Raw genomic sequence first — 12,654 nt, 5'->3', positions numbered from 1 at the left:
TGCCGCACCGCGAGCGACCCGATCCCACATGCCAGAATTACCAGAAGTTGAAGTGACCCGGCGCGGTGTCGCGCCCCACCTGGAAGGGCGCGCCGTGCGCGACGTGGTACTGCGCCGCGCCGGCCTGCGCTGGCCCTTCCCGGCCGGCCTGCCGGCCATGCTGGCGGACCGCACCGTGCTGGCCACGGGCCGGCGCGGCAAATACCTGCTGGTGGAGTTCGAGCACGGCACCCTGATCATCCATCTGGGCATGTCCGGCCACCTGCGCGTGCTGCCGCCGGGCGTGCCGCCGGAGAAGCACGACCATTTCGACATGGTGGTGGACGGCCCGGCCGGCCCGCAGGTGCTGCGCATGACGGACCCGCGCCGCTTCGGCGCGGTGCTGTGGCACCCGAAGGACGACGGCGACATCGACGCCCACCTGCTGCTGCGCGGCCTGGGCGTGGAGCCGCTGGGGCCCGATTTCACGGGCGAGCTGCTGTACCGCCACACGCGCGGGCGCAGCGCGGCCGTCAAGCAGGTGCTGCTGGCGGGCGATATCGTCGTCGGCGTGGGCAATATCTACTGTTCCGAAAGCCTGTTCCGCGCCGGGATCAACCCGAAGACGCCTGCCGGGCGCATCGGCCTGGCGCGCTACGAGCGGCTGGCCCAGGTGATCCGCGAGGTGCTGGCCGAAGCCATCGTCCAGGGCGGCAGCACCTTGCGCGACTTCATCGCCGTCAACGGTCAATCGGGCTATTTCCAGCAGTCGTATTTCGTCTATGATCGTGCCGACGTGCCGTGCCGCGTGTGTACCACGCCGATCCGGCAGATCAAGCAGGGACAGCGTTCGACGTTCTATTGCATCAAGTGCCAAAAATAAGAAGCAAGGGACAGGGGAAACCATGGTCAGGGATCTGGAACAGTACAGCGCATGGCGCCAGGGCGTGGTGGCGGCCCTGCAGGACTACCGTGCCTGGGTCACGGCCGCCGGCCTGATCGACGGCGCCACCGAGCAGCGCATCGCCGCCACCCTGGCGCGGCTGGCGGACGACAAGCTGTCGGTTGCCTTCGTGGCCGAATTCTCGCGCGGGAAGTCGGAGCTGATCAACGCCATCTTCTTCGCCGACTACGGCCAGCGCATCCTGCCGTCGGCCGCCGGGCGCACCACGATGTGCCCCACCGAGCTGTCGTACGACCCGGCCCAGCCGCCGTCGATCCGCCTGCTGCCCATCGAGACGCGCGCCACCAACCTCTCCACCAGCGACTACCGCGACGATACCCGCGCCTGGACCGTGCTGCCGCTGAACGTCGACGCGGCCGACGAGATGCACGAGGTCCTGCGCCAGGTCAGCCAGACCACCCACGTGCCGATCGACGAAGCGCAGCGCTACGGCCTGTACGACCCGGACGACCCGGACCTGCCCGTGACATTGAACGAGGCCGGCCAGGTCGAGATTTCGCGCTGGCGCCACGCCATCATCAACTTCCCCCACCCCCTGCTGCGCCAGGGCCTGGTGATCCTCGACACGCCCGGCCTGAACGCCATCGGCACGGAGCCGGAACTGACCCTGAACCTGATTCCGCAGGCCCATGCCGTGCTGTTCATCCTGGCGGCCGACACGGGCGTGACGAAAAGCGATATCGAGGTGTGGCGCGAGCATATCGGCGCCGGGGCCGGCCGCCTGGTGGTACTGAACAAGATCGACGGCATGTGGGACGCGCTGCGCTCGGAGGAAGAAGTCGAGGGCGAGATCGTGCGCCAGCAGGAGCACGTGGCCCACCTGCTGGGCGTGGCCTCGCGCCAGGTCTTCCCCGTCTCGGCCCACAAGGCCCTGGTGGCGAAGATCACGGACGATGCGGACCTGCTGGCGCGCAGCCGCATCGGCGAACTGGAAGCGGCCCTGTTCCAGGAACTGATCCCGGCCAAGAAGGACATCGTGCGGCGCCGCCTGGCCGACGACCTGCAGTCGCTGAACGGGGCCCAGCAGGCACTGCTGGCGGCGCGCATGCGCGGCATCGCCGAGCAGCTGCATGAGCTGCGCAGCCTGCGCGGCAAGAACCAGAACGTGATCTCCCACATGATGCGCCGGGTCGACGCGGAGAAGAAGGAATTCGACGCCAGCCTGTTCCGCCTGCAGGCCACCCGCGCCGTGTTCACGCGCCTGTCGACGGAGCTGTACGGCACCCTGGGCATGGACGTGCTGCGCGACCACGTGCTGCAGGTGCGCGAGGCCATGGGCCGCAGCCGCTTCTCGACCGGCATGCGCGACGGCGTGCGCCTGTTCTTCGACAGCGTGCAGGCCGAACTGGAAGCGTCCGAGCGCAAGGTGGTGGAAATACGCGACATGATGGAAGTCATGTACCGCAAGTTCTCGGGCGAGCACGGGCTGTCGATCGCGCTGCCGGCGCCGTTCTCCCTGGCCAAGTACCGCAGCGAGATTTCGGAAGTGGAAGCAATCTACCAGAAGCAGTTCGGCACGGCCACGCTGTTGATGACGAGCCGCGTGGTGCTGATCGAGCGCTTCTTCGACACCATCGCCTCCCAGGTCAAGCGCTGCTTCAAGGCCGCCAATGCCGATGCCGAAGGCTGGCTGAAGGTCATCATGGCGCCGCTGGAGGCGCAGATCCGCCAGCACAAGGAACAGCTGAAGCACCGCCAGGCGTCGATCCAGCGCATCCACGATGCCGCCGACTCGCTGGAACAGAAGATCGAAGCGTTCGAAGCGGGCCAGGCCACGCTGGAACAGCAAAAGGCGCGGCTGGCCGAACTGGCCGGCGCCATCGGCGCGGCCATCGATGCCGAACGCATCGCCATCGCCGCCTGACTCACCAAAGGATCAAGCTTGCAGTACGACGATTTGCACGACCCCACGTTTTCGGCCACCCTGATCGGCTGGCAGAAGCAACATGGGCGCCACACCCTCCCCTGGCAGAATACGCGTGACGGCTACCTGGTCTGGCTGTCCGAAATCATGCTGCAACAGACCCAGGTCGCCGCCGTGCTGGGCTACTACGCCCGCTTCCTGGAACGCTTCCCCACCGTGCACGCGCTGGCCGCAGCTCCCGTCGAGGACGTGATGGCGCAGTGGAGCGGCCTGGGTTACTACACGCGCGCGCGCAACCTGCATAAATGCGCCCAGCGCGTCGTGGCCGAATACGGCGGCGTGTTCCCGGCCGACCCGGCCCTGCTGGCCGAGCTGCCCGGCATCGGCCGCTCCACGGCGGCGGCCATCGCCGCCTTCGCCAGCGGCACGCGCGCGGCCATCATGGACGGCAACGTCAAGCGGGTGTTCGCGCGCGTGTTCGGCATCGATACCTACCCGGGCGAACGCCGCACCGAGGAAGCCATGTGGCGCCGCGCCGAGGCACTGCTGCCGGACCGGGATATCGAAGCGTACACGCAAGGCTTGATGGACCTGGGCGCGACCCTGTGCACGCGCAGCAGCCCCGATTGCCACCGCTGCCCGATGCAGCCACGCTGCGTGGCCTACGCGACGGGCCGCGTCAATGAACTGCCCGTGCGCAAGCCGAAGAAGGCCACGCCGGAAAAGCACGCCGCCATGCTGCTGCTGGTGCACGGCGGCCACGTGCTGCTGGAACAGCGGCCCGACGCCGGCATCTGGGGCGGCCTGCTGTCGCTGCCGGAAGTGGATGGCCATGTGCTGGCCGACGACGAGAACATGCCGGAGATCGACCAGCAGGCCGTGGCCCGTGCCGTGCAGCCCTTCGGCGTGGCCGAATCGCAGGAACGCTTGCACACGGTGACGCACGGCTTTACGCACTACAAGCTGCATATCGCGCCGCTGCTGATCACCCTGGCGCAGCGCGCGCCGCTGGCGGGCGAAGGCCGTTATGTGTGGATGGAGACGGCGGCCATCGGCGCGGCGGCCCTGCCCGCGCCCATCAAGAAACTTCTGCTGGCCTTGTTGGACACGACGGCCCACGCGCAGCAGCGCATGTTCTAGAGAAATTTGCCGGCCGTGAAGGCCACGGCCGCCAGGGACACGGACGTGGCGAAGAACCAGCGCACGAGACGGCTTTCCATCTCGGCCGTGTTGGCATCGAGACGGCTGAAGCGTTCCAGCACCTTCAGCTCCATCTTGACGATGTCTTCCTTGGTGGAATAATTGGAGACAATGACGGCGACATCGCGCTCGATGGCGGCCAGGCGCCGGTCGTTGCCGTTCGTGTGGCTGTGCGGTCGTTGCAGGTTCGAATCGACTTCCATGGTGACTCTCCGTTGGTGACGCCGACAGGGTCGCCGAACTTCCGGCTGTGTCCATGTTCGGCGCGACCAGGCGGCAAGTCAAGCGGATTGCTTGTCCAGCCTGACGATAATCAGAGTTCCTCGAGAGAATACAAACGGCTGTGCTCGCGGATCGCGTAGCGGTCCGTCATGCCGGCAATATAGTCGGCGATGCGGCGGGCCTGGCGGGTAGGGTCGATGCCGTCTGCCCCGGCCGCTTCGCGATAATCCGGCGGCAATAGCTGCGGGTCCTGCGTAAAGGCTTCGTACAGCTCGCGCACGATGCGGCTGGCCTTCAGGCGCATCCGGTTGACCTTGTAGTGGCGGTACAGGTTCTCGCGCAGGAAGCGCTTGAGCTCGGTGGCATCCTTGCGCATCGGGTCGGAGAAGCGGATCAACGGCGGTGCCGCGCGCACTTCGTCGATATGGCGCGGGGCCGCTTCGGCGATGCGCGCGCCGGAGGTGACGATCAGGTCGTCCGCCAGCGCCGTGATCAGGCGCCGCAAGGTTTCGTAGATGGCGCGCCGGCCCGTCAGGCCAGGGAAGGCCGTCTGCACGTCGCGCCACAGGCGGCCGAAGAAATCGACCTGCTCCATCTGGGCGATCGTGATCAGGCCGGAGCGCAGGCCGTCGTCGATATCGTGGCTGTTGTAGGCGATTTCATCGGCCAGGTTGGTCAGCTGGGCTTCCAGCGACGGCTGGGTGCGGTCGAGGAAGCGCTGCGCCACGTCGCCCAGCAGCCGCGCATTGTGGGCCGAGCAGTGCTTCAGGATGCCTTCGCGCGTCTCGAACATCAGGTTCAGGCCGTCGAAGGCGCCGTACTGTTCTTCCAGGTGGTCGACCACGCGCAGGCTTTGCAGGTTGTGCTCGAAGCCGCCGTGCGCCGTCATGCATTCGTTCAGCACGTCCTGGCCCACGTGGCCGAACGGCGTGTGACCCAGGTCGTGGGCGAGCGCGATGGCTTCCACCAGGTCCTCGTTCAGGCGCAGGTTGCGCGCGATCGAGCGGCCGATCTGTGCCACTTCCAGGCTGTGCGTCAGCCGGGTGCGGAACAGGTCGCCCTCGTGGTTCAGGAATACCTGGGTCTTGTATTCGAGCCGGCGAAACGCCGTCGAATGGATGATGCGGTCGCGGTCGCGCTGGAACTGACTGCGCGACGCGTGCGGGGCCTCGTCGAAATGGCGGCCGCGCCCCTGGTCCGAATGGGCGGCGTAGGGCGCGAGCGCGTCTTCCATCATGCCTCCAGGCTGGCCGCGATGGTGTCCAGCAGCGCTTCCTGCGGCGCGCTCGTGACGACGGCGCTGCCCAGGGGTTTCAACAGGATGAACTTGATGGCGCCGCCTTCGTTCTTCTTGTCCACTTCCATCAGCTCCAGCCAGCGCGCCGTGCCCAGGTCGGGCGCCGTCACGGGCAGGCCGGCGGCCGCCACCAGCGCGCGCAGGCGCTGCACGGTGGCAGAGTCGATGTAGCCCAGGCGTTGCGACAGCTCGGCTGCCATCACCATGCCGCAGCCGACCGCCTCGCCGTGCAGCCAGTGGCCGTAGCCCATGCCTGCCTCGATGGCGTGGCCGAAGGTATGGCCGAAGTTGAGGATGGCGCGCAGGCCGCCCTCGCGCTCGTCCTGGCGCACCACGTCGGCCTTGATCTCGCAGGAGCGGGCGATCGCGTAGGCCAGCGCCGTGCGGTCGCGCGCCACCAGCTTGCCGATGTTTTCCTCGATCCAGTCGAAGAAGGCGCTGTCGATGATGGCGCCGTGCTTGATCACTTCGGCCAGGCCGGCGGCCAGCTCGCGCTGGGGCAGCGTATCCAGGGTGCTGGTGTCGGCCAGCACCACGTTGGGCTGGTAGAAGGCGCCGATCATGTTCTTGCCCAGCGGGTGGTTGATGCCCGTCTTGCCGCCCACGGAGGAATCGACCTGCGACAGCAGGGTGGTGGGCACCTGGATGAAGTCGACGCCACGCATGTACGACGCGGCAGCAAAACCCGTCAGGTCGCCGATGACGCCACCGCCCAGCGCGACCAGGGTCGTCTTGCGGTCGCATTTATTGGCCAGCAGCGCGTCGAAGATCTGCATCAGGCTGGCCCAGTTCTTGTATTCCTCGCCGTCTTCCAGCACGACGGCGATGACTTCCTTGCCGGCCGCGAGCAGCGGCGCGCGTACGCGCTCCAGGTACAGCGGCGCCACCGTCGTGTTGGTGACGATGGCGACCTTGCGGCCGTTGACGTGGCGGACCAGCAGGTCCGGCTCGTCCAGCAGGCCCTGGCCGATGGAAATCGGGTAGCTGCGCTCGCCCAGGTCGACGTTGAGGAGGATATTGGTTTGTTCGTTCATCGAGAATTGTGCCCGCGTCATGCAATTGGGCGCGGCCTGACAGGCCCGCGCATCCAGCTGGTTGATGATGATCTGAACCATCGATTGTACGTTAGGTCGGCCCGTATCGACGACGAGGTGCGCCATCTCCAGGTACAGCGGCTCGCGCTGGGCCAGCAGCTCTTCCAGTTTCCTGCGCGGGTCGGCCGTCTGCAGCAGGGGGCGGTTCTTGTCGTGGCTGGTGCGGGCCAGGATGCTGCTGATGCCGGCCCGCAGGTAGACCACGGTGCCCCGCGCCTGCAGCAGCGCGCGGCTGTCGGGATTGAGGATGGCACCGCCGCCGGTGGCCAGCACGATGCCTTCCTGGCCGCACAGGTCGCGGATCACTTCCGCTTCACGGCGGCGAAAGCTGGCCTCGCCCTCGATCTCGAAGATCAGCGGGATCGGGGCGCCCGTGCGCGCCTCGATCTCGTGATCCGAATCGACGAAGCGCATGCCCATTTTCCGGGCCAGCATGCGACCGATCGTCGTCTTGCCGGCTCCCATCAGCCCTACCAAAAATACATTCTGCATCGAGTCTTCGCCAGCGAGGCATGTGTAACAGATGTGTCATTGTAATCCGACGCGGCCCGGGCCGGCCCGAATGGGGCACGAAGCCGGCCGTGGAATGCAAAACGGCCGGGCTGCGGGGGCAGCTCGGCCGTTCTTTGGGAGGGTTGCCCCGGATCCACATTGTGGTGTGGGTGCGCTGGCGTGGTCAGGGCCAGGCGCGCCGTCGCAGACAGTGCTTTAGCACGGCAAGACGGCAGCAACGCCGCCATGGCCGCGTCAGCGCGCCGACAGGCGGTCGGCCACCACTTTCGGGGTAATGAAGACCAGCAGTTCCGTCTTCTCGCTGGTCCGGCTGCTGGTCTTGAACAGGTGGCCCAGCACGGGCACGTCGCCCAGCAGCGGTACTTTCGACACGGAGTTGCGCTCGGTCTGCTGGTAGATCCCGCCCAGCACGACGGTGCCGCCGTTTTCCACCATGACCTGGGTTTTCACGTGCTTCGTGTCGATGGCGAAGCCGGCGCGGGTTTCGGCGCCCACGCTGTCCTTGTTGACGTCGACGTCGATGACGACATTGCCGTCCGGCGTGATCTGGGGCGTCACTTCCAGGCGCAGGTTGGCCTTGCGGAACACGATCGACGTGGCGCCGCTGCTGGTGGCGACCTGGTACGGCAGCTCCAGGCCCTGCTCGATCAGCGCCAGCGCCTTGTCGGCCGTGACGACGCGGGGGCTGGAGATGATCTTGCCCGTGCCGTCCGCTTCCAGCGCCGACAGTTCCAGGTTCAGGAAGCGGTTGGCGGCGGCGTTGAACAGGCTGACGGCCAGGTTGCCGGCCGCGACGCCGTTGATGGGCGCCGCCGGCAGGTTGATGAACTGGGTGTTGCCGAAGTCGTTGGTGGCGTCCGTCAGCGCGACCTGGCCCGTGACCTGGCCGACGCCGTTCAGGTTGCCGCCCACGCCGATACGGTTGTCACCGCCCAGCGACCAGCCGGACTGGCCGCCGCGGATGGTGCGCATGTCGGCAAAGCCCAGCTTGGCGCCCAGGTTGCGGGTGAAGCCGTCGTTGGCCTCGACGATGCGGGCCTCGATCAGCACCTGTTTCGTGGCCACGTCCGTTTTGGCGATGAGCTTGCGTACGTCGTCCAGCTTGGACGCGACATCGGTGACGAACAGCTGGTTGGTGCGCGGCTCGATGATGGCGCTGCCACGCTTGGACAGGATGCGGTTGCGGCCATCGCCGCCCCCTTCCAGGCCGAACACGGTCTTGAAGGCTTCGGCCTTCTGGTAGTTCAGCTGGAAGATCTCGGATTTCAAGGGTTCCAGGTCGGCGATCTGGGCGCGCTGTTCCAGTTCCAGCTTTTCCTTCGTCAGCAGTTCTTCCTTCGGCGCGATCCAGATCACGTTGCCGTTCTTGCGCATGTCCAGGCCCTTGGCCTGCAGCACCACGTCAAGGGCCTGGTCCCACGGCACATCCTTCAGGCGCAAGGTCAGGTTGCCCGCCACGCTGTCGCTGGTGATGATGTTCAGGCCCGAGATGTCGGCAATGGCCTGCAGCGCCGCGCGCACTTCCACGTTCTGGAAGTTGAACGACAGCTTCTCGCCCCGGTAGCCCTGGGTGCCCTGGGTCAGCTTGTTCGGATCTTCCTTGATCGGCTTGATGTCCACCACCAGCTGGGTGTCGCTCTGGTAGACGCTCTGCTCCCACAGGCCCTTGGCGTCGATCTTCATGCGCACGTTGTCGCCCTGCGGCGTCGTGGTGACCAGCGAGACGGGCGTGCCGAAGTCCGTCACGTCGAGCCGGCGGCGCAGCGATTCGGGCAGCGCCGTCTTCAGGAAGTCCACTGTCACGCCGCCGCCGTTCTGGCGCACGTCGACGGCGACCTGGCTGTTGGGCAGGTCGACGACGATGCGGCCTTCGCCGTTGGCGCCGCGGCGGAAATCGAGGTCGCGCAGGGTCGGCCTGGCGGCAACGGCCGGTATTGCCGGCGCTGCCTTGGCCGCCCTCGCGGCAGGCAGGCCGCGGCTGTCGACGGCCGTGGCGGTGCCGCCGGACGAATCGATGGTCAGGATGACGTTCTTGCCGTCGATGGCGGTGGCGTAGTTCAGCGGGCGGTTCAGGTTGAACACGAGGCGCGAACGCTCGCCGGCCTGCACCACGTTGACGCCGCGCAGGTCGCCCAGGTTCAGCTCCTGCGAGGTCTTGCCGGTGCCGTTGCTGGTCTTGCCGAAGTCCAGGGCGATGCGGGGCGGATTCGTGATGGCGAAGCCGATCGGCAGCTGTTCGGGCGCCTGGGCCAGCGCGATCCGCACGATCACGTTCGAGCCGTGGCTGTTGGCCGTGACGGATTCGATCGCATTCTGCGCGAAGGCCCAGGTACTGGCGCCGGCCAGTGCCAGCCCGAGGGCGGCCCGGCGCAGGGTTCTGATGGCGATCATTGATTACTCTCCTTGCTGTCCTGCAGTTCCAACTTCGACATGCGTTCGACCCAATCGCCGGCCGCATCCTGTACCAGTTCCCTGATGCTGACGGCATCGTCCGTCACGGCCGTGATGAGGCCGAAATTCTGGCCCAGGTGCTGGCCTTTCCTGACCTGGTACACGGTGCGGTCGATCTGCAGCAGGCCGTAGGACACGCCGCCTTTCTGCAAGGTGCCGACCATCTTCATCGTATCGAGGGGGAAGCCCTCGAGGAATTCGCGGCGCCGGTCCATGTCCGGCTGGATGCCGCCGCCGGCGCGGGCCTTGGCCAGCTCCGTCATCAGCTTGTTCGGGTTGAACGGGTCGGGCTGGTCCAGCGATGCGTAGGCGAAGGGCACGAAGGTCTTCGGCTCGGCCAGGGGCTTGACGGCCGGGCGCGTGGTGGCGTCGACCTGCTTCATCCACTGGCGTACTTCCTGCACGTCGCTGTCGCCGCACCCGGCCAGCAGCGCGCTCGATCCCAGGATGGCGGCCATCGTCAGGATGCGTTTCATGGCTTGGCCCCTTTCTTCTTCAAGGCCGCGGCCTTGCGCTGCGCCGCCACTTCCTCGCTGTCGAGGTAGCGGAAGGTCTTGGCCACCGCGTCCAGGGTCAGGGTGCCGTCGCGGCCCGTGTTCAATGTCATATTGTTCAGGGTGACGATGCGCGGCAGGTTGGCCATGTCGCTGGCGAAGGCGCCGATGTCGTGATAATTGCCCGTCACCTTGATGTCGATGGGCAGCTCGGCATAGTAATCACGCACGTTCACCTGGCCCGGCTTGAACAGCTCGAACTGCAGGCCGCGCCCGAGGCCGGCCTGGTTGATGTCCGACAGCAGGGCCGCCATCTCGGCCTTGCTCGGCAGCTGTTTTTCCAGCCGCACGACGTACTGGTCGACCTGGGCCTTCTGGGCCACCAGCGCTTCCAGGTTGACGGCCTGCGCCGTCTTCAGGCGGTATTCCTCACGCAGCTGCAGCTCCCTGGCCGCGCCGGCGTCCTGTTCCTCGAACTGGCCGCTCCAGTAGCCGAAGTAGCCCAGCACCAGCACGCCCAGCACGACGCCGACGCCGCACAGGATGCGCGGTGCCAGCGGCCACTGGCCGGGGTGCACGCCGTTCAGGCCGCGAAACTGTGCGGCGATCGGCTCGATCAGATCCTTGATATCGGTTGCCATGGTCACGCTGCCCTGTCGTTGCTGGCGGCGGCGGCCGCAGCTGCCGCCTGCTGCGGCTTCGCGCCGCTCTTGTCGCCAGGTTTGCCGTCATCCTCCGGCTTGTCCTTGTCGCGCGGGCGTTTGATGCCGACGATGACGGAGAACTCCACCACCTTGCGCGCCGTCTTGCCCTGGCCGATGCTGCCGGCCTTCACTTCCACCAGGTCCGGGCGCTCCAGCCATGGCGAAGCGCTCGACATATTGCGCAGCAGCTCCGACACCCGTTCCTGCGACTGGGCAAAGCCGCTGACCGTGACGCGCTGGCCTTCCTGGCGGAAGGCCTTCAGGTAGACGCCGGCCGGGGTCTGCTTGACCAGTTCGTCGAGCAGGTAGACCGGCTGGTTGCGGTCGCCCTGCAGGTCCTCGACGGCCTGCTGGCGTGCCTTCAGCGCCTCGATTTCCTGCTTCAGCGTGGCGATGGCCTTGATCTTGTCGTCCAGCGCCACGATGGCCGTCTTCAGTTCGTTGTTGCGCTGGTCCTGCACGGCGATGGCGTTGGCGTTCCAGCCGCCCACCATCAGCACGATGCCGCCGCCGATCAGTGCCGACAGCAGCAACAGGGCCGTGAACGCGGCCTTGCGCTGCTTGCGCTTTTCCTCGCGGTGCGGCAGCAGATTGATACGGATCATTGCGCGAACCTCCGCAGGGCCAGGCCGCAGGCGACCAGGTAAGCCGGTGCATCGCTGCGCAACTGCTGCTCGCGCACGGTGCCGGCCAGCTTCATGCCGTTGAACGGCGAAATCACGGCGGTGGGAATGCGGCTGCGGTTGGCCAGCGTGTCGAGCAGGCCGGGCACCAGCGCGCAGCCGCCGGCCAGGAATATCTGGTCGATCCTCGTGTAGGGCGTGGACGTGAAGAAGAACTGGATGGCGCGCGTCACTTCCAGCGCGGCGCTTTCCAGGAATGGCGCCAGGATGTCGGTGGTGTAGTTGGCCGGCAGGTCGCCGCTCTTCTTGCGCGCTTCCGCGTCCTCGAAGGCCAGGCCGTAGGCGCGCACGATGTCCTGCGTCAGCGCGTTGCCGCCGAAGGCATGCTCGCGCTCGTACACGGTGGCGCCGTCGAGCATGACGGAGAGGTGGGTCACGTGCGCACCGATCTGGAACAGCGCGATGACCTGGCCGGCGCCATGGCCCGGGGCCTGGGCGACGACGCGGTCCAGCGCAGCGCGGGCCGCATACGATTCGATGTCCATCACGGACGCCTTCAGGCCCGAGGCCTCGGCGATGGCGACCCGGTCCTCGACCTTTTCGCGGCGGGCCGCGGCCAGCATCACTTCGATATCGTCGGCCGAATTGGCGACGGGGCCGATGACGTCGAAGTCCAGGCTGACCTCATCGAGGGCGAACGGGATGTACTGGCTCGCTTCGGACTCGACCTGCACTTCCAGCTGCTCCTCGGACATGCCGGCAGGCAGGATGATCTTTTTCGTGATGACGGCGGTGGACGGCATGCCCAGCGCCACGTTGCGGGCGCGCGTGCCGCTTTTCTTGATGACGCGGCGCACCGCGTCGACCACCTGCTCCAGGTTTTCGATATTGCCGTCCGTGACGGCACCGCGGGGCAGTGCTTCGCTGGCATAGCGTTCCAGGCGGATGCCATCCTTGCCGGCGTCGGCCAGTTCCACCAGGCGCACGCTGGAGGTGCTGATATCCAGGCCGACCAGGGGCGGCACGGCGATGCCGAACAGGACTTTCAAATCCATCGAGGCGCTCCCGGCCGGACCAGGCATGCCAGGCTCCGATGTAATTGCATCATAAAAAATCCGCTTGGAAACGGCGCGCTTGCGCCAGGGGTAGGATGATATGTTGAATCCTAGCAATACCGCGAAGCGGGTGTAAAGGCATTTCTGTAGAGAATTTTTCCGGTCCTGCCCTATGACAAGCCCACCGTTTTCAC

Annotated in this window: 11 protein-coding genes; 3 read left to right on the top strand and 8 right to left on the bottom strand. The window is 66.7% G+C overall.

All coding sequences use genetic code 11. The features are described from left to right. Positions 1-28: 28 nt before the first annotated feature. From mutM to mutY, 3 genes are read left to right on the top strand one after another with little or no spacing between them, the layout of a single operon-like run. Positions 29-862, top strand: a complete 834-nt coding sequence (gene mutM, locus GM672_RS02720) for a bifunctional DNA-formamidopyrimidine glycosylase/DNA-(apurinic or apyrimidinic site) lyase (protein ID WP_155468984.1) — start codon at positions 29-31, stop codon at positions 860-862. 22 nt (positions 863-884) lie between these two features. After that, positions 885-2,807, top strand: a complete 1,923-nt coding sequence (locus GM672_RS02715; protein WP_155468983.1) for a dynamin family protein — start codon at positions 885-887, stop codon at positions 2,805-2,807. 18 nt (positions 2,808-2,825) lie between these two features. Beyond that, the gene (gene mutY, locus GM672_RS02710; protein WP_155468982.1) at positions 2,826-3,947 is read left to right on the top strand and encodes an A/G-specific adenine glycosylase; all 1,122 of its coding nucleotides are present in this window, start codon (positions 2,826-2,828) and stop codon (positions 3,945-3,947) included. Here mutY and GM672_RS02705 read toward each other — a convergent pair. The 8 genes from GM672_RS02705 to GM672_RS02670 all read right to left on the bottom strand — a co-directional run bounded on the left by GM672_RS02705 (position 3,944) and on the right by GM672_RS02670 (position 12,460). Further along, complete coding sequence (locus GM672_RS02705; RefSeq protein WP_155468981.1) at positions 3,944-4,210, bottom strand: hypothetical protein; 267 nt, start codon at positions 4,208-4,210, stop codon at positions 3,944-3,946. The two genes, mutY and GM672_RS02705, sit on opposite strands and share 4 nt — an antisense overlap. 110 nt (positions 4,211-4,320) lie before the next feature. Next, positions 4,321-5,466 (bottom strand): deoxyguanosinetriphosphate triphosphohydrolase, encoded by a 1,146-nt coding sequence (locus GM672_RS02700; RefSeq protein ID WP_155468980.1) that lies wholly within the window; start codon positions 5,464-5,466, stop codon positions 4,321-4,323. Continuing rightward, positions 5,463-7,085, bottom strand: a complete 1,623-nt coding sequence (gene aroKB, locus GM672_RS02695) for a bifunctional shikimate kinase/3-dehydroquinate synthase AroKB (RefSeq protein WP_155469050.1) — start codon at positions 7,083-7,085, stop codon at positions 5,463-5,465. Before aroKB ends, GM672_RS02700 begins: the two co-directional genes overlap by 4 nt. 282 nt (positions 7,086-7,367) lie before the next feature. Further along, the gene (locus tag GM672_RS02690) at positions 7,368-9,524 is read right to left on the bottom strand and encodes a type IV pilus secretin PilQ (protein WP_155468979.1); all 2,157 of its coding nucleotides are present in this window, start codon (positions 9,522-9,524) and stop codon (positions 7,368-7,370) included. Beyond that, on the bottom strand, positions 9,521-10,060 hold the full coding sequence (locus GM672_RS02685) for a pilus assembly protein PilP (protein WP_155468978.1): 540 nt from the start codon (positions 10,058-10,060) through the stop codon (positions 9,521-9,523). Before GM672_RS02685 ends, GM672_RS02690 begins: the two co-directional genes overlap by 4 nt. Continuing rightward, entirely contained in the window at positions 10,057-10,719 is a 663-nt protein-coding gene (locus tag GM672_RS02680; RefSeq protein ID WP_155468977.1) for a type IV pilus inner membrane component PilO, read from the bottom strand. The genes GM672_RS02685 and GM672_RS02680 overlap by 4 nt, the downstream gene beginning before the upstream one ends. 2 nt (positions 10,720-10,721) lie before the next feature. Beyond that, positions 10,722-11,387, bottom strand: coding sequence for a PilN domain-containing protein (locus GM672_RS02675; RefSeq protein ID WP_155468976.1), 666 nt, complete (start codon positions 11,385-11,387; stop codon positions 10,722-10,724). Then, positions 11,384-12,460, bottom strand: coding sequence for a pilus assembly protein PilM (locus GM672_RS02670; RefSeq protein WP_155468975.1), 1,077 nt, complete (start codon positions 12,458-12,460; stop codon positions 11,384-11,386). Before GM672_RS02670 ends, GM672_RS02675 begins: the two co-directional genes overlap by 4 nt. Between the last annotated feature and the right edge of the window lie 194 nt (positions 12,461-12,654).

The organism is Pseudoduganella buxea (assembly GCF_009720835.1).
Lineage (GTDB): Bacteria > Pseudomonadota > Gammaproteobacteria > Burkholderiales > Burkholderiaceae_D > Rugamonas > Rugamonas buxea.
Note: the sequence above shows the minus strand (reverse complement) of the source record. Positions and strands in the feature narration are given on the sequence as shown.

Excerpts from the sequence above, each read along its gene's own strand:
- mutM (WP_155468984.1), top strand. The coding sequence starts at position 29 with ATGCCAGAATTACCAGAAGTTGAAGTGACCCGGCGCGGTGTCGCGCCC.
- GM672_RS02715 (WP_155468983.1), top strand. The coding sequence starts at position 885 with ATGGTCAGGGATCTGGAACAGTACAGCGCATGGCGCCAGGGCGTGGTG.
- GM672_RS02670 (WP_155468975.1), bottom strand. The coding sequence starts at position 12,460 with ATGGATTTGAAAGTCCTGTTCGGCATCGCCGTGCCGCCCCTGGTCGGC.
- GM672_RS02680 (WP_155468977.1), bottom strand. The coding sequence starts at position 10,719 with ATGGCAACCGATATCAAGGATCTGATCGAGCCGATCGCCGCACAGTTT.
- GM672_RS02685 (WP_155468978.1), bottom strand. The coding sequence starts at position 10,060 with ATGAAACGCATCCTGACGATGGCCGCCATCCTGGGATCGAGCGCGCTG.
- aroKB (WP_155469050.1), bottom strand. The coding sequence starts at position 7,085 with ATGGGAGCCGGCAAGACGACGATCGGTCGCATGCTGGCCCGGAAAATG.
- GM672_RS02700 (WP_155468980.1), bottom strand. The coding sequence starts at position 5,466 with ATGATGGAAGACGCGCTCGCGCCCTACGCCGCCCATTCGGACCAGGGG.
- GM672_RS02675 (WP_155468976.1), bottom strand. The coding sequence starts at position 11,387 with ATGATCCGTATCAATCTGCTGCCGCACCGCGAGGAAAAGCGCAAGCAG.
- GM672_RS02705 (WP_155468981.1), bottom strand. The coding sequence starts at position 4,210 with ATGGAAGTCGATTCGAACCTGCAACGACCGCACAGCCACACGAACGGC.
- GM672_RS02690 (WP_155468979.1), bottom strand. The coding sequence starts at position 9,524 with ATGATCGCCATCAGAACCCTGCGCCGGGCCGCCCTCGGGCTGGCACTG.